The organism is Pseudomonas sp. REP124 (assembly GCF_020164475.1).
Lineage (GTDB): Bacteria > Pseudomonadota > Gammaproteobacteria > Pseudomonadales > Pseudomonadaceae > Aquipseudomonas.
This window is the reverse complement of record NZ_JAIQWX010000122.1, coordinates 1-19235: the sequence shown is the minus strand read 5'-3', so window position 1 is coordinate 19235 and position 19235 is coordinate 1. Positions and strand designations below refer to the sequence as shown.

Genomic DNA, 19235 nt, shown 5'->3' with positions numbered 1-19235 from the left:
ACAGGTACGGGGTGTCATGCACGGGTTTTGCTGTCGGGAACATGAAGCTTTTGTCATGGAACCGAACGCCCTGCGACTGAATGTCGCGGTTTACGCGGGCTGCAGGATTCTGTCCGATCCGGCAACAATCCCTTTCCAAATTCAGGAGTTTACTTAGCAAGCTACCAAATTCTATAACTGAGTCCTGCACACGCCTTGCTGCAGATATCAGAGAGATTGGAGCTAGCAGATGACTGTAAAAGTAACTGAACGCGACGATTCACATATGTCCCACGAAGGCATTGCTGCCGGTATCCGGATCTGGGATGTGCACCAACAAGACCTGCTGGTCGGGATGTTCCATTCCGAGAAAGACGCGCAAAACTACAAGGCCGAACTGGAAACGCTGGAGCAACTGCGCGAACGCCGCTCCGCCTGAACCCTCCATCCAAGTAATCACAGCATTGAAAACGACAAACCCCGCATGAGCGGGGTTTGTCGTTATTGCAGGCCTTTGCGGCTTACCACATCAGATCATCAGGAATCTGGAAGGCGGCGTACGGATCGTCTTCGATCGCGACTTCTTCGGTCTTTTCATTCATCTGCACGATGCGCTGCGGGTCGCGCTCCTGGATCTTCAGCGCCGCCTCACGAGGTATCACCTCGTAGCCGCCAGCGTGATGCACGATGGCCAGCGAGCCGCTGCTCAGCTTGTTGCGCATCAGCGTGTTGACCGACAGACGCTTGACCTTCTTGTCGTCGACGAAGTTGTAGTAGTCCTCGGTCGTCAACTTCGGCAGGCGGGTGGCCTCGATCAACTGCTTGATCTGCGCGACACGGGCCTTGGCCTCGACCTTCTCCTGCTGCTGACGGTTGAGCTCCTGGTCGCGCTTGACCTTCTCGGCCTGGGCTTCCTGGGCAGCACGCTGCTGGGAATCATCCAGCTCGATCTGACCCTTGTGGGCCAAGCGCTGCTGTTTCTGCTTGTCTTTGCTGACCTGCTTGGCCTGCTTCTGGTTGACCAGCCCTGCTTTGAGCAACTGGTCGCGAAGGGAAATGCTCATGGTGCTTATTACTCACTTAGGCAACTGTTCAGCCGCAGCTGGGTACATTCTTTTCCTGACGTTTGGCTTCGCCCCACAGGGCGTCCAACTCTTCGAGGGTGCAATCTTCCATGGGACGGTGGGTGTCGCGCAATGCCTGTTCGATAAAACGGAAGCGTCGCTCGAATTTGCCGTTGGCGCCACGCAGCGCGGTTTCCGGATCGACCTTGAGGTGCCGCGCCAGATTGACCACGGAAAACAGGAGATCGCCGACTTCATCGCTGATCGCCACCGGGTCGTTATCGGCCATCGCCTCGAGGATTTCATCGAGTTCTTCACGGACCTTGTCCAGCACCGGCAAAGCATCGGGCCAATCGAAGCCCACCTGCCCTGCACGCTTTTGCAACTTGGCTGAACGGGACAACGCCGGCAGCGCGGCGGGCACGTCATCGAGCAACGACAGCTGCTGCGGCGCCTCGGATTTCTCGGCGCGCTCTTCGGCCTTGATCTCTTCCCAGCGCTGCTTGACCTGTTCCTCGTTCAAGCGCGGCACATCCAGCGCTGCGTACAGATCACCGGTGGGGAATACATGGGGATGGCGACGGATCAGCTTGCGGGTAATGCTGTCGACCACGCCGGCGAATTCGAAGCGCCCTTCTTCCCGCGCCAGCTGGCTGTAATACACCACCTGAAACAGCAGATCGCCCAGCTCGCCCTGCAAATGATCGAAATCCCCGCGCTCGATGGCATCGGCGACTTCGTAGGCTTCTTCGAGGGTATGCGGGACGATGGTGGCGTAGGTTTGCTTGATGTCCCACGGGCAACCGTATTGCGGATCGCGCAGGCGGTTCATCAGGTGCAGCAGGTCTTCAAGTGTGTACATCATTCACTCTCACCACAAATCCATATTGTGGGAGCGAGCCTGCTCGCGATGACGGCGTATCAGCAACACTTCACTGTCTGACACTCCGTTATCGCGAGCAGGCTCGCTCCCACAGTGGGTTCCAATTTGATGCCAATTGGTCCCGGTAGATCCCATCACGGGGTACGGTTACGCCGGGTCTCGATGATGTTCGGCAACTGCGAGATCCGTCCCAGCAACCGCCCCAGCGCGTCCAGCCCCGGAATCTCGATGGTCAGGGACATCAACGCCGTGTTGTCCTCCTTGTTCGAGCGGGTATTGACCGCCAGCACGTTGATCCGCTCGTTGAGCAGCACCTGAGAAACGTCACGCAGCAGTCCGGAACGGTCGTAGGCACGGATGACGATGTCCACCGGGTAAGTGAGCACCGGCACCGGCCCCCAGCTGACCTGGATGATCCGCTCCGGCTCGCGCCCGGCCAGTTGCAACACAGAGGCACAATCCTGACGGTGGATGCTGACGCCACGACCCTGGGTGATGTAACCGACGATTGCATCCCCCGGCAACGGCTGGCAGCAGCCGGCCATCTGGGTCATCAGGTTGCCGACGCCCTGGATCTGAATGTCGCCACGCTTGCCCGGCTTGTAGCCAGTGGCCTTACGTGGAATCAGCTCCAGTTGTTCGTTGCCGCGCTCCGGCTCGACCAGTTGCTGCGCCAGATTGACGAGTTGCGCCAGGCGCAGGTCGCCAGCGCCCAGGGCGGCAAACAGGTCTTCAGCGGTTTTCATGTTGGCCTTGTCGGCCAGCTTCTCGAAATCCACCGCCGGCAGGCCAAGGCGATTGAGTTCGCGTTCCAGCAGGGTCTTGCCGGCGGCGACGTTCTGATCGCGCGCCTGCAATTTGAACCAGTGAACGATCTTCGCCCTCGCCCGGGACGTGGTGACGTAACCCAGGTTCGGGTTCAGCCAGTCGCGGCTTGGAACGCCGTGCTTGCTGGTGATGATCTCGACCTGTTCACCGGTTTGCAGGCTGTAGTTGAGCGGCACGATGCGCCCGTTGATCTTGGCGCCACGGCAGTTGTGACCGATCTCGGTGTGCACGCGGTAGGCAAAGTCCAGCGGCGTCGCGCCCTTCGGCAAGTCGATGGCGTGACCGTCCGGGGTGAAGATGTATACGCGATCGGGTTCGATATCGACCCGCAGCTGTTCCGCCAGACCGCCGATATCGCCCAGCTCCTCATGCCACTCGAGCACCTGACGCAGCCAGGAGATTTTCTCTTCGTAGTGATTGGAGCCGGATTTGACGTCGGTGCCCTTGTAGCGCCAGTGCGCGCAAACACCCAGTTCGGCTTCTTCGTGCATGGCGTGGGTGCGGATCTGCACTTCCAGCACCTTGCCCTCGGGACCGATCACCGCCGTATGCAGCGAGCGGTAGCCGTTTTCCTTGGGGTTGGCGATGTAGTCGTCGAACTCTTTCGGGATGTGCCGCCACAAGGTGTGGACGATGCCGAGCGCGGTATAGCAGTCGCGCATTTCCGGCACCAACACGCGAACGGCGCGCACGTCGTAGATCTGGCTGAATTCCAGACCCTTGCGCTGCATTTTGCGCCAGATCGAATAAATGTGTTTGGCCCGGCCGCTGATATCGGCCTCGACGCCGGTGGCCTGCAGCTCGTTTTTCAGCTGGCTCATCACGTCGCTGATAAAGCGCTCGCGATCCAGTCGCCGCTCGTGGAGCAACTTGGCGATCTGTTTGTATTGATCGGGCTCCAGGTAGCGGAAGGACAGGTCCTCCAGCTCCCACTTGATGTGACCGATGCCCAGGCGGTGGGCGAGCGGCGCGTAGATGTCGAAGACTTCCCGGGCCACGCGGTTGCGTTTTTCGTCATCGGCGGTTTTCACCGCGCGGATCGCGCAGGTGCGCTCGGCCAGCTTGATCAGCGCGACGCGAACGTCGTCGACCATGGCCACGAGCATCTTGCGCAGGTTTTCGACCTGGCCCTGGGTGCCCATCACCATGGATTTGCGCGGGCTCAGGCTGTCGCTGATCGCCGCCATGCGCTGCACGCCGTCGATGAGCTTGGCTACCACGGTTCCGAAGCGCTGGCTGACTGCCGCAAGCGGGATCTGGCCTTCGCGCACGCCGCGGTACAGAACCGCGGCGACCAGCGAATCCTGATCGAGTTTGAGGTCGGCGAGGATCTCGGCGATTTCAAGGCCGGTGCGGAAACTCGAATTACCTTCCGACCACAGGTTCTTCGCCGCATTGGCTTGCTGTTCGGCCTCGCGAGCGTACTCGCAGGCCTCTTTCAAGGCTTCGCGATCCAGTGCCAGATCGACACTGACCGCATGATCGAGCCAAGCCTCGAGATTGATACTGCCGTCGGTGTTGATCGGCTGGTGTGCTCTCACCTGTACCATCTTTCTTACCTTCCCTACGACGCAGATTCAATGCGTCAAATCGCTGACCTTCGTAGCCTGTGCATCCACGTCGGGCTGGTACGCGGCTGCACGGGCGGGTCAGTCGGACCAGACGAGCCGTCCTAGCTCGCTTCAAATAACGCCATGGCTTCGACATGCGCCGTTTGAGGAAACATATCGAGAATCCCGGCACGTTTTAACCGGTAGCCCTGCTTGATCAATTCGACCGTGTCGCGCGCCAGAGTTGCCGGGTTGCACGACACATAAACCAGCCGTTGCGCACCCAGCGACTTGAGCTTGCGCACCACCTCGAAAGCACCGTCACGCGGTGGGTCCAAGAGTACCGCACAAAAGCCTTCGCGCGCCCATTCGGCGTCGGTCAAAGGCTGGGATAAATCGGCCTGAAAAAACTTCGCGTTATGCAGATTGTTGCTAGCGGCGTTCTCGGCTGCCCGCTGGACCATCACCTGCACACCTTCCACTGCCACCACTTCACGAACGGTTTGCGCCAGCGGCAACGCAAAGTTACCCAAGCCACAGAACAAGTCCAGCACCCGTTCATCCGAGGTCGGTTTCAACCATTGCAGCGCCTGGGCAACCATCGCCTCGTTGACGCCGGCATTGACCTGCACGAAGTCTCCGGGACGATACGCCAGCTCCAGATTCCACTGCTCCAGGCGATAACCCAGCGCCTGATCGGCCTCGATCGGTTGCGGTTCGCCTTCGCCGTGCAACCATAGCTGGGCGTGATGGAACGCGCAGAAATCCTTGAGAATCGTCAGGTCGGCATCGGACAGCGGCGCCATGTGCCGCAGCAACACCGCCAGCGATGAACCGCTGAACAACTCCACATGACCGAGCGCCTGGGGCTTGCTCAAGCGTCGCAGCATTTCCGGCAAACGGGTCATGATCGGCTGCAACGGTTGTACCAGCACCGGGCATTCGTCGATGGCGACGATGTCCTGGCTGCCGGCGGCGCGGAAACCGACTTCGAGCTTCTTCGCCTTCATGTCCCAGCGCACCGCAATACGGGCGCGACGACGGTAGGCGAATTCCGGACCGCTCAAAGGCGCGGCCCATTCTTCAGGCTCGACCCCTGCGACTTTCGACAACTGCTCGGCGAGCATGCGCTGTTTCAGCGCAAGCTGTTCGTTGTGGGGCAGGTGCTGCACGCTGCAGCCGCCGCAACGACCGGCATGGGCGCAGGGTGCCGGACGACGCAGATCGCTGGCCTTGAACACCCGCTCGGTACGCGCCTCGACCACCTTGCCGTGGGTACCAAGTACGCGCGCCTCGACTTCCTCACCGGCCAGAGCGCCGATGACGAACCAGGTGCGGCCTTCGAAGAACGCGATACCGCGACCGTCATTGGCCAGGCGCTCGATGCTCAGGCGCTGCTTTTTGCCGGTCGGGATTTGCGGGGCCTTGCTGCCGCCAGTGGGCTGGAAGCGCAGACCTCTTTCATGTTTGGCCATCAGTTGGGCGCGTCGAAAATGCCGGTCGACAGGTAACGGTCGCCACGGTCGCAGATGATCGCGACGATCACCGCGTTTTCAACTTCTTTGGACAGGCGCAACATGCCTGCCACGGCACCGCCGGAGGAAACGCCACAGAAGATGCCTTCTTCGCGGGCCAGGCGACGGGTCACGTCTTCGGCTTCGCGTTGCGCCATGTCGACGATGCGATCCACGCGATCGGCCTGGTAGATCTTCGGCAGATACTCTTCAGGCCAACGACGAATGCCCGGAATCGCCGCGCCTTCCATAGGTTGCAGACCGACGATCTGCACGTTTTCGTTCTGCTCTTTCAAGTAGCGCGAAACGCCCATGATGGTACCGGTGGTGCCCATGGAACTGACGAAATGGGTGATGGTGCCCTGAGTCTGGCGCCAGATTTCCGGGCCGGTGGTGGTGTAGTGCGCTTCGGGGTTATCTCCGTTGGCGAACTGATCCAGCACCTTGCCACGGCCTTCGGCTTCCATATGCTGGGCAAGATCGCGGGCGCCTTCCATGCCCTGCTCCTGGGTCACCAGAATCAGTTCGGCACCATAGGCGGTCATCGCAGCCTTGCGCTCGGCGCTGGAGTTGTCCGGCATGATCAGGATCATCTTGTAACCCTTGATCGCGGCGGCCATGGCCAGCGCAATCCCGGTGTTACCCGAAGTCGCTTCGATCAGCGTATCGCCGGGATGGATCTGCCCGCGCAATTCGGCACGGGTGATCATCGACAGCGCCGGACGGTCCTTGACCGAACCCGCCGGGTTGTTCCCTTCGAGCTTGAGCAAAAGGGTGTTGCTGGTCTCGCCAGCCAGGCGCTGCAAACGAATCAGCGGAGTGTTGCCGACGCAATCGGCGATGGTTGGGTACTGCAAGGTCATGGCGTCATTCGCAATCCAGACTGCGGGGGCGCCTATCATACCGGCAAACCTCGCAAGCCCATATCACGCAAAGTGAGGTGCTTATGGTTTACAGGAATAAGGTCGATGCCGATCCCTGTAGGAGCAAGCTTGCTCGCGATGGAGGAAGGAGCACCGCAGGGCGTCAGATTGCCAGCGTTATCGTTGAAGACCATCGCGAGCATGCTCGCTCCTACAACGGGATGTTTAAGTTCGCGCGAATCCTGTAGGAAAGAAGATTGATGTCCTAGGAAGTTTCCTTCAGGTCGCGGTGCTGTTCGTGAACTAGTTAGGATCAAGGAGCACGAGTAGGCTTTTGGACGGGCATTGTATTAATGCAACTGCCTGTCAACCAACTCTCACGACGCTTTCAAGCGCCATTCAAGGAAGATAAAAATTAAGATATTACTGGCTATCCCTTTTGCAGCCCTAGTCCTTTTAGCCAATCAGGCTTCTGCAGCTTGCATTTACATTCAAAACACCTATAGCGGAATAGTACAAGCCAACTCCGCCGTAACTGTTCAAGGCCCTTTCACCATTACCGGTGCGAACGGATGCCAAAAAGCAAATATCGATTCAACTATCAGCGCATTGGGTACAGGGCCGCACCCAGTTCTAGTTATAGAACGACTGGAAGGCTCAACCTGGAAGCATGTTGATGGAGGAATCAATCGAAAAACCGCTTCTGCACTTGGCCCCTTCGCCACATATAGAGTTCGTCACATTAATGATCACGATGTACCAAGAGGATATGCCGGCACTACGCGCTATGGTCGATAAGCCTTAGGGATGAGGTGCCCGTACGCCGCGTGTGCGGGCACTGCTAGCTCAGGCTTCGATGTTGACGGAAATATCACCCTGAGGCGAGTTCACGAAATAGGACAGTGCACCCATTATGTGATTTGCCTGAGTCAAATTCCTTGTCAGCTCATGAAACCCCTTAGCTTCCGTTCTTTTATGGGTGAGCCTGTCATCGAGCATCTCGTTAAACAGAGCTACCGCATTGAATTTAACATCAGTTCCGGTAGGAAGACCCGCATCGTCATAGGCCATTCTTCCAGAAGTAAAAAAATGCGCCACCTCTCCGCCAATCAAACTATTTTTGAATAGCAAGGAACCCACCTCCGCGAGTTCCTTGGTACTGATGGAAGTGAAGTCATACTTTTTCAGAGTCTCCTTGATTTCTTCAAGTGAGAGTTCACTGTTCGACTTCAATTTCAACGCATCAACAGCATCATTCACATTTGTCTTGGTAAAGCTGTTGGTCGTCTCGAGAGGATTTTTAATGAGGTACGGGTCCGACCTCATCGATTGGCTAGAGAAGTACACATTCATAAACATCTCCTTGGCTTTTTATTATCAAACTGGATATCGCCCCTCAAACAAATACCTTGAGCGCTATATCCCACCAACAGCCTTTAAAGATGTTGCGAATTATCTCAACCCGGCACCGGATGAACCAACAACCGCATATTCATCCGCAACCCGCTCCCGGTATTCTGCGCCCAGAGCTTGCCGCCCTGCCGCTGCACCGCATTCCTGGCAATACTCAACCCCAGGCCGAACCCGCCCCCCCCCCGCCGCGAACCATCGAACTCTGTAGGAGCGAGCTTGCTCGCGATGGAGGGTGGGGCACCGCAGGGCGTCAGATTGCGAGCGCTATCGTTGACGACCATCGCGAGCATGCTCGCTCCTACAACGGGATGTTTAAGTTCGTGCGATTTCTGTAGGAAAGAAGATCGAAGTCTTAGGAAGTTTCCTTCAGGTCGCGGTGCTGTTCGTGAACTAGTGAAAACTATGTAGCGCGAGTAGGCTTCTCGACGGGCAGAGCATTAATGCGACAGCCTTTGCAAACTGACCCTTGCTGCACTACTCAATCATTATTCAAGGAAGATACAAATGAAAAAATTACTCGCCCTTCCCTTTGCGGCGGCTCTTATTCTTGCAACTGGCCCAGCTTCTGCTGCATGCACTTACATTCAAAACACCTATACCGGGATCGTCCCTGCTAAATCATCCGTGATCGTACAGGGACCGTTTTCCATCACAGGTGCAAATAGATGTCAAAAGGCGAATATTACTTCGACCATTTCCGCTTCAGGCACCGGATCGCCTCCCAGGATCGTAATTGAGAAGCAGGGAGGGGGAACCTGGAATCAGGTAGCCAGTAACAATGGCAGTTCGGCTTCCGTACTGGGTCCTTTTGGTACATATAGAGTTCTTCATGTGAATGACCACGACGTGCCCAGAAGTTATTCGGGTACCACACGCTACGGTCGCTAAACCTTAAACCATCAGGTGCCCGTACCTGCCAGGACGGGCACTGCCAATTCAAGCTTCCACATTGACGGAAAGGCTGGTTTGAGAAGAGTTGGCAAAATAGGAAAGTGCTGCCAGGACATGATTTGCTCGAGTAAGGTGGCTGGATATTTCACGAAAGCTTTTTATTGCGTTCAATTCCGACTCCTGCCTGTCTCCCAGCATCTGATTAAACATGGCTACCGCATTAAACTTGACGTCTTTTCCCGTTTGATGACCGGTTTCGTCAGTTTCCTTGTTTCCAAAAATGAAAAACATCGACACGTCGCCATCGATCAAGCCACTTTTAACCAATAAAGAACCAACATCAGCCAATTCGTTGGTGCTGATTGACGTGAAGTCATACCCCTTCAGCATTTCTTTCAACTCATCAATCGAAAGCTCGCTCTTCAATTCCAAAGTTTCAGCAGCATCTTCAACATTTTTCTTCGTAAAGTTATTGGTCGTCTCATCAGGATTCTTGATGAAATAGGGATCCGACCTCATGGACAGGGCTGGCAAGTTAACATTCATAAACATCTCCTTGGCTTTTTATTATCAAACTGGATATCGCCCCTCAAACAAATACCTTGAGTGCTATATCCAGCCAAAAGCCTTTGAAGATGTTGCGAATTATCTCAACCCGGCACCGGATGAACCAACAACCGCATATTCATCCGCAACCCACTCCCGGTGTTCTGCGCCCAAAGCTTGCCGCCCTGCCGCTGCACCGCATTCCTGGCAATGCTCAACCCCAATCCAAAACCACCATCCCCCGGCCGCGAGCCGTCGAGACGCGTGAAAGGCAGGAAGATCCGCTCCAGATCCGCTTCCGCCACGCCGCCGCCCTGGTCCTCCAGCCACAGGTGCCAGTAATCGCCATCCCGTCGACCGGCAAGCCGGACGATGCCACCCTCGGGTGAATGTCGAATGGCGTTGCGCAGCATGTTTTCCAACGCCTGGGCCAGGGTGTTGAGATGGCCGCGAACCCAGCAGGAGGCGTCCACCGAACACTGCAGTTGGCCGCCCGGCCAGCAGCTTTCGTAGCAGGCATTTTCCGTGAGCATTTCCCACAGAGCCTGGATCTGGATCGCTTCGTCGGGCAGTCGGGTGCGTTCGGTGTCGAGCCAGGCCAGTTGCAGGGTGTCCTCCACCAGTCGCTGCATGCCGTCTACTTCTCGGCCGATGCGCTCGCGCAAGGCTTGCAGATCCTCCTCGCTTTCACTGGCCACCCGCAGGCGACTCAATGGCGTGCGCAGTTCGTGGGACAGGTCGCGCAGCAATTGCTGCTGCAAGGCCACGGTGCTTTGCAGGCGTTCGGACATGTGATCGAACGCCCTGCCCAGTTCGCCCAGTTCATCGGCACGGTTGGTGGTGCGACTGGACAGTCGCACGTTCAATTGATCGGCTCGCCAGGCGTTGGCCTGCGCGCGCAGATGATTGAGCGGCACCACCAGCAGACGGTACAGGCCGACGCACAGCAATAAAGTGAAGAGACCAGGAATGACGCCGTTGGTGATCACCCGCCAGAACACCCGATAGCGACCGGGCACGAATCGTTCGGGCAGTTCGATCACCAGGCTGCCGGCGGCCGGATCGTGGGGAAAGGGTACGCGCATCCATGGTCGGCCTTTCTTGTGGATGGGCCAATCCAGGCCGCGCAGAAAGGTCAGGTGCTCGGTGTCTTTTTCCGACAACCATTGGCTGCTCAGCGACTGCAAATCGCCGCCGATGACGCCCACCCAACTCTTCTCCCGCTGGCGCATGCCCTGCAGCCATCGATCGATGCCATCGCGCTGATCCTGCTGCCACGCCTGTTCGGCTTCGGCGGCATAACGTGTCAGGGTGCCGCGGGCCTCATCGGAGAGGAACTGGTTGCGCTCTTCCATGTAGCGCCCCCAGGACCAGCTCAGCCAGATCATCAGCAGACAGAACGCCACCAGCAGACAGGCGAGCTTCCAGAACAGCGAGTGCCGTCCCGGCAGATTACATTTCATCGCCGGCACTCAGGATGTAGCCCTTGCCCCAGACGGTGCGCACTTCGCGCTCGGTATAGCCGACGGCCTTGAGCTTGCGGCGGATCTGACTGATGTGCATGTCCAGGCTACGGTCATGGGCCGCGTAGCCGCGCTGCAGGACGTGCTGATAAAGGAAGGCTTTGCTCAGGACTTCATCGTCGTTGCGATTGAGGGTTTCCAGCAGTCGATATTCGGTTCGGGTCAGACCCGCTGCCCGCCCGTCGTAGACCACGTCGAACAGTTCGTCGTCGAAACGCAGGCTGTCCACGACCGGGGCGATGGACACCGGCGTCGGCCGTCGATCAAGCGCCACCCGCCGTAGAATCGCTTCGATGCGCACCCGCAACTCGACCATGCTGAACGGCTTGGGCAGGTAGTCATCCGCGCCCAGGCGAAAACCGCTGATGCGATCGGCTTCGGCACCGAGCGCCGACATCAGCAGCACCGGCGTCGAATGGCTCTGGCGCAATTGCGTCAGCACCGAAAGACCGTCGAGCCCGGGGAGCAGAATGTCCATCAGCACCACATCGAAAGGTTGCCGACGCGCGGCGTCCAGTCCTTCCTGGCCGTTCTGGCACCAGGTCACCTCAAAGCCACTCCGGCCCAGATGATCATGAACGTAGGCACCAAGCACCAGGTCGTCTTCGATGGATAAGATGCGGGGATGGACGGCAGCGATGGGAGTCATGGTTATCTGCAAATAATTCTCAGTTGGCGATTATTCAAGATTGAGCGGTGCGGGACAAGTCAAGGGGCTGACCGTGAGTGGAAACTGCCGCTTCGGGCGACGAATGACGCCATCGATTTTTACGAAGATTGCCCGCGTGCAAATCGCTACACTGCGCAAATGGTGCGTGCCGGACGCATGCGCAGGTCTATCGATAGCTGGATGCAGGAGAGATGCGTGCTCACGAAACTGGGAATTAAAGGCCGCGTGCTATTGCTGACCCTGTTGCCGACCAGTCTGATGGCGTTGGTTCTGGGCGGCTATTTCACCTGGCTGCAACAAGCTGACCTGCACGCCCAACTCATGCAGCGCGGTCAGATGATCGCCGAGCAGCTCGCTCCCCTGGTGGCACCGGCCATGGGCCACAAGGACAGCGACCTGCTGGAACGCATTGCAACCCAATCCCTGGAACAGCCGGACGTGCGCGCCGTGAGCTTCCTTGCGCCGGACCGCTCGCTGCTGGCCCACGCCGGGCCCATCATGCTCAATCCGGCGCCACTGGGCGATGGCTCGCAGATGCTAAGCCGCACTGGCAACGATGCAACCCGCTACCTGCTGCCGGTATTCGGCAAACACCGCAATCTGGCGGCGGACGTCATCCCTGCGGAAACCGACCGGCTGCTGGGATGGGTCGAACTGGAACTGTCCCACAACGGCATGTTGCTGCGCGGCTATCGCAGCCTGTTCGCCAGCCTGATGATGATCCTTGCCGGGCTTGGCGGCGCGGCGTTGCTGGCCTTGCGCATGGGCCGCACGATCAATCGGCCGATCACCCAGATCAAACAGGCCGTGGCCCAGCTCAAGGACGGCCATCTGGAAACCCGTCTGCCACCCCTTGGCAGCCAGGAACTGGATGAGCTGGCGTACGGCATCAACCGCATGGCCGGCACCCTGCAGAACGCCCAGGAAGAATTGCAGCACAGTGTCGACCAAGCCACCGAAGACGTGCGCCAGAATCTGGAAACCATCGAGATCCAGAACATCGAGCTCGACCTGGCGCGCAAGGAGGCCCTGGAGGCGAGCCGGATCAAATCCGAATTCCTCGCCAACATGAGCCACGAGATCCGCACGCCGCTCAACGGCATTCTCGGTTTCACCCACCTGCTGCAAAAAAGCGAGCTGACCCCGCGCCAGCTCGACTATCTGGGCACCATTGAAAAGTCCGCCGACAGCCTGCTGGGGATCATCAACGAGATCCTCGACTTCTCGAAGATCGAGGCCGGCAAACTGGTGCTCGACCATATTCCGTTCAACCTGCGCGACCTGCTGCAGGACACCCTGACCATCCTCGCCCCCGCCGCCCATGCCAAGCAGCTGGAACTGGTGAGCCTGGTGTACCGCGACACGCCGCTGTCGCTGGTGGGCGATCCGCTGCGACTCAAGCAGATCCTCACCAACCTGGTGAGCAACGCGATCAAGTTCACCCGCGAAGGCACCATCGTTGCCCGCGCCATGCTCGAGGAAGAACACGAAGACAGCGTGCAACTGCGCATCAGCATTCAAGACACCGGTATCGGCCTGTCCAGTCAGGACGTGCGCGCGCTGTTCCAGGCCTTCAGCCAGGCTGACAACTCGCTGTCGCGCCAACCCGGCGGCACCGGTCTTGGTCTGGTGATTTCCAAGCGTCTGATCGAACAGATGGGTGGCGAAATTGGCGTCGAGAGTATCCCGGGCGAAGGTTCGGAGTTCTGGATCAGCCTGAGCCTGCCGAAAACCCGCGACGATGCCGAAGACCTGCCCGGTCCGCCGCTGTTCGGACGGCGCGTCGCGGTGCTGGAAAATCACGAGCTGGCCCGTCAGGCATTGCAACATCAGCTGGAAGACTGCGGGCTGACGGTCGCACCCTTCGCCAACCTGGAAAGCCTCACCAATGGCGTGACCGTTGCCCACCAGACCGAACAGGCGATCGATCTGGCGGTGCTGGGCGTCACCAGCAACGACATGCCGCCGGAGCGCCTGAACCAGCACATCTGGGACCTCGAACACCTGGGCTGCAAGGTGCTGGTGCTGTGCCCGACCACGGAACAGACGCTGTTCCACCTCTCGGTCCCCAACCCCCACAGCCAGCTTCAGGCCAAACCGGCCTGCACCCGCAAGCTGCGCCGGGCGCTGTCGGATCTGGTCAACCCGCGCCTGCCGCGCAGCGAACCTGGCGAGCCGGTGTCCAGCCGCGCGCCGAAAGTGCTTTGCGTCGATGACAACCCGGCCAACCTGTTGTTGGTGCAGACCCTGCTCGAGGACATGGGCGCCAAAGTGCTCGCGGTGGAAAGCGGGTACGCCGCGGTCAAGGCGGTGCAGACCGAGACCTTCGATCTGGTGCTGATGGACGTGCAGATGCCCGGCATGGACGGGCGCCAGACCACCGAAGCGATTCGTCAGTGGGAAAGCGAACGGCATTGCACGCCGTTGCCGATCGTTGCCCTCACCGCCCACGCCATGGCCAACGAAAAGCGCGCGCTGCTGCAAAGCGGCATGGACGACTATCTGACCAAGCCGATCAGCGAGCGGCAACTGGCGCAAGTGGTGCTCAAGTGGAGCGGCCTGGCGCTGCGCAATCACAGCCCGGAACGCCCGGGCGACAATCATGGCGGCGCCTATGAGTTGCAGGTGCTGGATCACGAAGAAGGTTTGCGCCTGGCCGCGGGCAAGGCCGATTTGGCCGCGGACATGCTGGCGATGCTGCTGGCATCGCTGGAGGCCGACCGCGAGGCGATTCGCCAGGCCCAGGCAAACCGCGACCACAATGCCTTGATCGAACGGGTCCACCGCTTACATGGCGCCACCCGTTATTGCGGCGTCCCGCAACTGCGCGCCGCCTGCCAGCGCAGCGAAACCCTGCTCAAGCAACAGGACCCAAAGGCCTTCGGCGCTCTCGAAGAACTCGACCGGGCGATCAATCGCCTGGCGGCCCAGGCGCGGATCAATGCTTGATTCAGGGCAATACACCGGGTGTAAAGGCTGACTAATGTAGCCAGGGGATCAGGAGGATTCATGCGCACCATTCTTTTCAGCAGCCAGACCTACGACCGCGACAGTTTTCTCGCCGCCGAATTGCCGACCGGCATCGAATTGCACTTTCAAGCCGCGCGGCTGAGTCTGGATACGGCGGCGCTGGCGGAACATCACGAGGTGGTCTGCGCCTTCATCAATGATGACCTGAGCGCCCCGGTGCTGGAGCGTCTCGCAGCCGGCGGCACGCGCCTTATTGCCCTGCGCTCGGCCGGTTACAACCATGTCGATCTCTCGGTGGCCAAACGCCTGGGGCTGACCATCGTTCGGGTTCCCGCCTATTCACCCCATGCCGTCGCCGAGCACGCGGTGGCGCTGATCCTGGCCCTGAACCGGCGCTTGCACCGCGCCTACAACCGCACCCGCGAAGGCGATTTCACCCTGCATGGCCTGACCGGCTTCGATCTGGTGGGCAAGACCGTCGGCGTGGTCGGCACCGGGCAGATCGGCGCAACCTTCGCGAAAATCATGCACGGCTTCGGCTGCCAGTTACTGGCCTACGACCCCCATCCAAACCCGCAGGTCGAAGCGCTGGGCGCCCGTTATCTGGAGCTGCCGCAACTGTTGGCCGAATCGCAGATCATCAGCCTGCACTGCCCGCTCAACGAGCAGAGCAAACATTTGATCAACCGCGAAACGCTGGCGCACATGCAACCGGGCGCGATGCTGATCAACACCGGTCGCGGCGGCCTGGTGGACACGCCTGCGCTGATCGATGCATTAAAGGACGGCCAATTGGGTTATCTGGGGCTGGACGTGTATGAAGAGGAAGCGCAACTGTTCTTCGAGGACCGTTCCGACCTACCGTTGCAGGACGATGTGCTGGCGCGATTGCTGACTTTTCCTAACGTGATCGTCACCGCGCACCAGGCCTTTCTGACCCGCGAGGCCCTGGGTGCCATTGCCGCGACGACCTTGCAGAACATCGCGGCGTGGGCGGCCGGTAACGCACAGAACAGGGTCGAGGGCTGATCGGCTCAGGCCTTGGTCAGCAGAATCAGCAGTCCCAACCAGCCAAAGCCGATCAGGCGCTGCATGGCGCTGTGCCCGCGGCGCAGCAGGAACCAGACAAAAAACGCCGGCAGCAAAAACACCATGATCTTCAGCCACAGTTCCACCTTGCGCGGGCCGGTCGGCACGACAGCCGGGGCCACGGCTTCGGGCTCTGCTTGCGGTTGACGCCGACGCCGGAACGCCGCGGGAGTGGCCCGTGGCACGCTCTCATCAGTTGGCAGTCGCCCGAAAGAAAGAGGTGCTTGTTGCGGCGCTGGAGATGGCGTTGCAGCAACCGCTTGCGCGGCCGCAGGTGCGCCGCAATGAATGCACGCAGGCGCCGTTGAACTGATGCGTTGCTTGCATTCAAAACACTCGATTAACGCCATGTCCGTTCCCTGGGGATTGAAAAGCGGCAGTGTGCCATGAGTCGACCGATCAGTTGAACCTGATCGAAGGTCATCTGCCCGCACCATGCTGTCCTTATGCCCGTGCTAGCATGTCGCGCATATTTGGAGGACCCATGGTCGAACACGATTTCCGCTACAGCCTGATGAACCCGCAACACACCCTCACTGAATGCCGCGCCCTGGTGCCGGGACGTTATCAGGTCACCGGCAACGGCGGCTCGATTCGTAATAACGATGTGCTGGTGGTCACCCTCAAAGGCGCCAAGGACCTGTCCATGCGCCTGACCGTCGAAACGGTTCGCCACTTGATCAACCCGCCCGGCCAATGGGTGGCGGTGGCCAGTGGTCCGGTGTTCGGCGAGCTGGCGATTCACACTTGGCAGGTGAACTGCGACAGCTGCGCCAAGGAGCTGAGCTTCGAGTTCGCGGTCGATGCCAAGCTGGGCAGCAAGGCTGAGAAACCTGCCGCCACTGCGCGGATTGCCGAGCTGGGCTGGAAGTCTGTCGGTGAGAAACACCTGTGCCCGAAATGCCAGGAGCCTGCTTGATGAAACACCAGGCTCTGGCCGCGATGGTAGGTGTCGGCCTCATGGGCTGCGCCGCCGAACCGGTGCAATTGCAGCAGAACCGCAGCTACATTCTGGAATGGATCGGCGAACGCCCGCTGATGGATTACAGCCACCTGACCATCACCCTCGGTGAAGACGGTCGTGCGTACGGCAATGGCGGCTGCAACCATTGGTTCGCACCGTACACCCTAGAAGGCGACAAGCTGACCTTCGGCAAGATCGGCAGCACCCGCAAACTCTGCGCGCCGGCGCTGATGGAACAGGAAAAACGTTTCCTGCAGGCCCTGGAAAACGTGCAGCGCTGGGACGTCTCGTCCATCGAGCAGATGCGCTTCTGGCCTGCCGAAGGCAAGCCGCTGCGCTGGTGGCTTGAAGAGGGTTGATTCCTCAGAGAATCGCAGCCCTGTAGCAGCTGGCGCAGCCTGCGTCCGGCTGCGAAGCAGTCGTGAAATCAGACTATGCGGTGTTTCAGGCAAATCTCGCACTCAGGTTTTGCGACTGCTGCGCAGCCGGACGCAGGCTGCGCCAGCTGCTACAGGTACTGAGTCAGCGACTCAATTCTTCGCCTGCAACGCCTCCAGCTTCGCCATCACCCCCGCCGCCGTCTGCTCGCCCATCAACTGTTCGCGTACCTTGCCCTTGTTGTCGATGATGTAGGTCACCGGCAAGGCTTCACTGCGCGGCAGCTCGAACAGTTCGGAAGGATCCTGCGCCAGCACGGTGAACTTGATCCCGAGCTTCTCGCTCGCGCTCTTCAGCTCTTCACCCTGCACGTTGTCGAAGTTGACCCCGAACACGCCGATATTCTTGTCCTTGAGCTGCTCGGACAGGTGGTTCAATTCCGGAATCTCGGTTCGGCACGGACCGCACCATTCAGCCCAGTAGTTGAGCACAAGCCATTTATCGTCCAGGCGATCGGCAGCGACCTTCTGCCCGTTCTGATCGATCCCGTAGTCGTTACCCCCACATCCCGTCAGCATCAACGCGCCGAAGATCGCCAATGCCGCTGCCAGTCGCCTTGCCATGTCGTGATTCCTTGTCGAAAAAAGAATACTGCCGCGACCCATTGCCTCCCAAGGTTCTGGATTACGCGTTGCACAGTTAGAATAGCCGCCACCTTACACAACATGCGACCCGCTCATGACCGATCTGACGCTTTATCACAACCCGCGCTGCTCGAAATCCCGCGGTGCGCTCGAACTGCTCGAAGCCCGCGGCCTGACCCCGACCGTGGTGCGCTACCTGGAAACCCCACTGGACGCCGCGCAAATCCAGAGCCTGCTGAGCAAGCTGGGCATCGGAGCCCGCGATCTGCTGCGCACCGGCGAAGACGAGTACAAAACCCTCAACCTGGCGGACACCACGCTCAGCGAAGCACAACTGATCGCGGCTATCGCGTCTCATCCGAAACTCATGGAGCGTCCGATTCTGGCCGTCGGCGACAAAGCCATCATCGGCCGTCCGCCGGAGCAGATCCTGGAACTGCTGCCATGAGCACGCCGTACATTCTGGTTCTGTATTACAGCCGCAGCGGCTCGACCAACGAAATGGCGCGGCAGATCGCCCGTGGCGTCGAGCAGGCCGGGCTTGAAGCACGGCTACGTACGGTGCCGGCGATCTCCACCGAGTGCGAAGCCGTGTCGCCGGACATTCCGGACGACGGCGCGCTGTACGCCAGCCTCGACGACCTGAAAAACTGCGCGGGCCTGGCCCTGGGCAGCCCGACCCGCTTCGGCAACATGGCGGCACCACTCAAGTACTTCCTCGACGGCACCAGCAACCTGTGGCTGACCGGCGCGCTGGTGGGCAAACCGGCTGGCGTATTCACGTCGACCGCTAGCCTGCACGGCGGCCAGGAAACCACCCTGTTGTCGATGATGTTGCCGTTGCTGCACCACGGCATGCTTATCACCGGCCTGCCGTACAGCGAGTCGGCCTTGCTGGAAACCCAGGGCGGCGGCACGCCGTATGGCGCCAGCCATCACGCCGGGGCTGACGGCAAGAGCGGTCTGGATTCCCACGAAGTGGCGCTGTGCCGCGCACTGGGCATGCGCTTGGCCAAGACCGCACAGAAGCTGGAGGGCTGAGGATGGCCAGGAAGCCGAAGATCCTGCCCGCCCTTGAATGGCTCGAACCCCGGGTCCGCGCCATGCGGGTGATCAGCCTGCTGTGTTTTCTCGGTCTGGTGGGATTGCTGTGCATCTACTACCTGCTGGTCGCGGACCTGCACGGCGCCCGGCCATGGGTGATTTTGCTGATCGAGCTGGTGCCGCTGCTGATCCTGGCGCCCGGCATGCTCACCGGCAGCCCGCGCGGGCATTCGTGGATGTGTTTCGTGGTGAACCTGTATTTCATCAAGGGTGCGCTGGCGGCGTATGACCCGAACCGGCAGATGTTCGGTTTGCTGGAGATGGCGGCAAGTCTGGCGGTGTTCTGTTCAGCGCTGCTTTATGTGCGGTGGCGGCATCAGTTGAACCGCAAGTTGGCGGGTGAAGGCGAGATCGCCGTCGCC

Annotated in this window: 21 protein-coding genes and 1 pseudogene; 9 read left to right on the top strand and 13 right to left on the bottom strand. The window is 59.6% G+C overall.

Features of this window, described 5'->3' with window-relative positions:
• Nucleotides 1-229: 229 nt before the first annotated feature.
• Nucleotides 230-418, top strand: a complete 189-nt coding sequence (locus K9857_RS23515; RefSeq protein WP_224539821.1) for a hypothetical protein — start codon at nt 230-232, stop codon at nt 416-418.
• 82 nt (nt 419-500) lie between these two features.
• On the opposite strand, the gene K9857_RS23510 is transcribed toward K9857_RS23515, so the two are convergent.
• From K9857_RS23510 to K9857_RS23475, 8 genes and pseudogenes are all read right to left on the bottom strand, one after another.
• Entirely contained in the window at nt 501-1043 is a 543-nt protein-coding gene (locus tag K9857_RS23510) for a DUF2058 domain-containing protein (RefSeq protein ID WP_224539819.1), read from the bottom strand.
• Nucleotides 1044-1071: 28 nt separating this feature from the next.
• Entirely contained in the window at nt 1072-1905 is an 834-nt protein-coding gene (gene mazG / locus K9857_RS23505; RefSeq protein ID WP_224539825.1) for a nucleoside triphosphate pyrophosphohydrolase, read from the bottom strand.
• A gap of 155 nt (nt 1906-2060) precedes the next feature.
• Nucleotides 2061-4304: a GTP diphosphokinase gene (relA, locus tag K9857_RS23500; RefSeq protein WP_224539817.1), complete on the bottom strand. Its 2244-nt coding sequence runs from the start codon at nt 4302-4304 to the stop codon at nt 2061-2063.
• A gap of 122 nt (nt 4305-4426) precedes the next feature.
• Nucleotides 4427-5779: a 23S rRNA (uracil(1939)-C(5))-methyltransferase RlmD gene (gene rlmD, locus K9857_RS23495; protein WP_224539815.1), complete on the bottom strand. Its 1353-nt coding sequence runs from the start codon at nt 5777-5779 to the stop codon at nt 4427-4429.
• Complete coding sequence (gene cysM, locus K9857_RS23490) at nt 5779-6681, bottom strand: cysteine synthase CysM (RefSeq protein ID WP_224539823.1); 903 nt, start codon at nt 6679-6681, stop codon at nt 5779-5781. The genes rlmD and cysM overlap by 1 nt, the downstream gene beginning before the upstream one ends.
• Nucleotides 6682-6716: 35 nt before the next feature.
• Nucleotides 6717-6884, bottom strand: coding sequence for a hypothetical protein (locus K9857_RS23485; RefSeq protein WP_224539813.1), 168 nt, complete (start codon nt 6882-6884; stop codon nt 6717-6719).
• A 643-nt stretch (nt 6885-7527) separates the two neighbouring features.
• Nucleotides 7528-8034, bottom strand: a complete 507-nt coding sequence (locus tag K9857_RS23480) for a hypothetical protein (RefSeq protein ID WP_224539811.1) — start codon at nt 8032-8034, stop codon at nt 7528-7530.
• A 104-nt stretch (nt 8035-8138) separates the two neighbouring features.
• Nucleotides 8139-8300 (bottom strand): annotated as a pseudogene (locus K9857_RS23475) (ATP-binding protein); the annotation flags it as partial.
• Between the two features lie 298 nt (nt 8301-8598).
• Here K9857_RS23475 and K9857_RS23470 point away from each other — a divergent pair.
• Entirely contained in the window at nt 8599-8982 is a 384-nt protein-coding gene (locus K9857_RS23470; protein ID WP_224539809.1) for a hypothetical protein, read from the top strand.
• 48 nt (nt 8983-9030) lie between these two features.
• On the opposite strand, the gene K9857_RS23465 is transcribed toward K9857_RS23470, so the two are convergent.
• From K9857_RS23465 to K9857_RS23455, 3 genes are all read right to left on the bottom strand, one after another.
• Nucleotides 9031-9531 (bottom strand): hypothetical protein, encoded by a 501-nt coding sequence (locus K9857_RS23465; RefSeq protein WP_224539807.1) that lies wholly within the window; start codon nt 9529-9531, stop codon nt 9031-9033.
• Between the two features lie 104 nt (nt 9532-9635).
• Nucleotides 9636-10994 (bottom strand): sensor histidine kinase, encoded by a 1359-nt coding sequence (locus K9857_RS23460; RefSeq protein ID WP_224539805.1) that lies wholly within the window; start codon nt 10992-10994, stop codon nt 9636-9638.
• Nucleotides 10984-11703 carry a response regulator transcription factor gene (locus K9857_RS23455; protein ID WP_224539803.1) on the bottom strand — a complete coding sequence of 240 codons (720 nt, stop codon included), beginning with the start codon at nt 11701-11703 and terminating at the stop codon, nt 10984-10986. The genes K9857_RS23460 and K9857_RS23455 overlap by 11 nt, the downstream gene beginning before the upstream one ends.
• Before the next feature lie 216 nt (nt 11704-11919).
• Between K9857_RS23455 and K9857_RS23450 the strand changes: the two genes are divergently transcribed.
• Nucleotides 11920-14673, top strand: a complete 2754-nt coding sequence (locus tag K9857_RS23450; RefSeq protein ID WP_224539801.1) for a response regulator — start codon at nt 11920-11922, stop codon at nt 14671-14673.
• A gap of 60 nt (nt 14674-14733) precedes the next feature.
• Nucleotides 14734-15723: a 2-hydroxyacid dehydrogenase gene (locus K9857_RS23445; RefSeq protein WP_224539798.1), complete on the top strand. Its 990-nt coding sequence runs from the start codon at nt 14734-14736 to the stop codon at nt 15721-15723.
• Nucleotides 15724-15728: 5 nt separating this feature from the next.
• Here the strand turns inward: K9857_RS23445 and K9857_RS23440 are convergent, their stop codons facing one another.
• Complete coding sequence (locus tag K9857_RS23440) at nt 15729-16133, bottom strand: hypothetical protein (protein ID WP_224539796.1); 405 nt, start codon at nt 16131-16133, stop codon at nt 15729-15731.
• 134 nt (nt 16134-16267) lie between these two features.
• Here K9857_RS23440 and K9857_RS23435 point away from each other — a divergent pair, with 134 nt between their 5' ends.
• Together K9857_RS23435 and K9857_RS23430 are read left to right on the top strand one after the other, a co-directional pair.
• Nucleotides 16268-16702 carry a hypothetical protein gene (locus K9857_RS23435; RefSeq protein WP_224539794.1) on the top strand — a complete coding sequence of 145 codons (435 nt, stop codon included), beginning with the start codon at nt 16268-16270 and terminating at the stop codon, nt 16700-16702.
• Nucleotides 16702-17106, top strand: a complete 405-nt coding sequence (locus K9857_RS23430) for an META domain-containing protein (RefSeq protein ID WP_224539792.1) — start codon at nt 16702-16704, stop codon at nt 17104-17106. Before K9857_RS23435 ends, K9857_RS23430 begins: the two co-directional genes overlap by 1 nt.
• Before the next feature lie 171 nt (nt 17107-17277).
• Here the strand turns inward: K9857_RS23430 and K9857_RS23425 are convergent, their stop codons facing one another.
• Complete coding sequence (locus tag K9857_RS23425; protein ID WP_224539789.1) at nt 17278-17748, bottom strand: TlpA disulfide reductase family protein; 471 nt, start codon at nt 17746-17748, stop codon at nt 17278-17280.
• A 115-nt stretch (nt 17749-17863) separates the two neighbouring features.
• On the opposite strand from K9857_RS23425, the gene arsC reads away from it, so the two are divergent.
• The 3 genes from arsC to K9857_RS23410 all read left to right on the top strand — a co-directional run.
• On the top strand, nt 17864-18217 hold the full coding sequence (arsC, locus tag K9857_RS23420) for an arsenate reductase (glutaredoxin) (protein ID WP_224539788.1): 354 nt from the start codon (nt 17864-17866) through the stop codon (nt 18215-18217).
• On the top strand, nt 18214-18810 hold the full coding sequence (gene wrbA / locus K9857_RS23415) for an NAD(P)H:quinone oxidoreductase (protein ID WP_224539785.1): 597 nt from the start codon (nt 18214-18216) through the stop codon (nt 18808-18810). The genes arsC and wrbA overlap by 4 nt, the downstream gene beginning before the upstream one ends.
• Before the next feature lie 2 nt (nt 18811-18812).
• Nucleotides 18813-19235 (top strand): DUF2069 domain-containing protein (locus K9857_RS23410; RefSeq protein WP_224539783.1); only part of this gene is annotated, 423 nt, incomplete at its 3' end.

Bases quoted from the DNA above. Each gene is read 5' to 3' on its own strand.
- K9857_RS23515 (WP_224539821.1), top strand. From the start codon at position 230: ATGACTGTAAAAGTAACTGAACGCGACGATTCACATATGTCCCACGAA.
- K9857_RS23510 (WP_224539819.1), bottom strand. From the start codon at position 1,043: ATGAGCATTTCCCTTCGCGACCAGTTGCTCAAAGCAGGGCTGGTCAAC.
- mazG (WP_224539825.1), bottom strand. From the start codon at position 1,905: ATGTACACACTTGAAGACCTGCTGCACCTGATGAACCGCCTGCGCGAT.
- relA (WP_224539817.1), bottom strand. From the start codon at position 4,304: ATGGTACAGGTGAGAGCACACCAGCCGATCAACACCGACGGCAGTATC.
- rlmD (WP_224539815.1), bottom strand. From the start codon at position 5,779: ATGGCCAAACATGAAAGAGGTCTGCGCTTCCAGCCCACTGGCGGCAGC.
- cysM (WP_224539823.1), bottom strand. From the start codon at position 6,681: ATGACCTTGCAGTACCCAACCATCGCCGATTGCGTCGGCAACACTCCG.
- K9857_RS23485 (WP_224539813.1), bottom strand. From the start codon at position 6,884: ATGCTCGCGATGGTCTTCAACGATAACGCTGGCAATCTGACGCCCTGC.
- K9857_RS23480 (WP_224539811.1), bottom strand. From the start codon at position 8,034: ATGAATGTGTACTTCTCTAGCCAATCGATGAGGTCGGACCCGTACCTC.
- K9857_RS23470 (WP_224539809.1), top strand. From the start codon at position 8,599: ATGAAAAAATTACTCGCCCTTCCCTTTGCGGCGGCTCTTATTCTTGCA.
- K9857_RS23465 (WP_224539807.1), bottom strand. From the start codon at position 9,531: ATGAATGTTAACTTGCCAGCCCTGTCCATGAGGTCGGATCCCTATTTC.
- K9857_RS23460 (WP_224539805.1), bottom strand. From the start codon at position 10,994: ATGAAATGTAATCTGCCGGGACGGCACTCGCTGTTCTGGAAGCTCGCC.
- K9857_RS23455 (WP_224539803.1), bottom strand. From the start codon at position 11,703: ATGACTCCCATCGCTGCCGTCCATCCCCGCATCTTATCCATCGAAGAC.
- K9857_RS23445 (WP_224539798.1), top strand. From the start codon at position 14,734: ATGCGCACCATTCTTTTCAGCAGCCAGACCTACGACCGCGACAGTTTT.
- K9857_RS23440 (WP_224539796.1), bottom strand. From the start codon at position 16,133: ATGGCGTTAATCGAGTGTTTTGAATGCAAGCAACGCATCAGTTCAACG.
- K9857_RS23435 (WP_224539794.1), top strand. From the start codon at position 16,268: ATGGTCGAACACGATTTCCGCTACAGCCTGATGAACCCGCAACACACC.
- K9857_RS23430 (WP_224539792.1), top strand. From the start codon at position 16,702: ATGAAACACCAGGCTCTGGCCGCGATGGTAGGTGTCGGCCTCATGGGC.
- K9857_RS23425 (WP_224539789.1), bottom strand. From the start codon at position 17,748: ATGGCAAGGCGACTGGCAGCGGCATTGGCGATCTTCGGCGCGTTGATG.
- arsC (WP_224539788.1), top strand. From the start codon at position 17,864: ATGACCGATCTGACGCTTTATCACAACCCGCGCTGCTCGAAATCCCGC.
- wrbA (WP_224539785.1), top strand. From the start codon at position 18,214: ATGAGCACGCCGTACATTCTGGTTCTGTATTACAGCCGCAGCGGCTCG.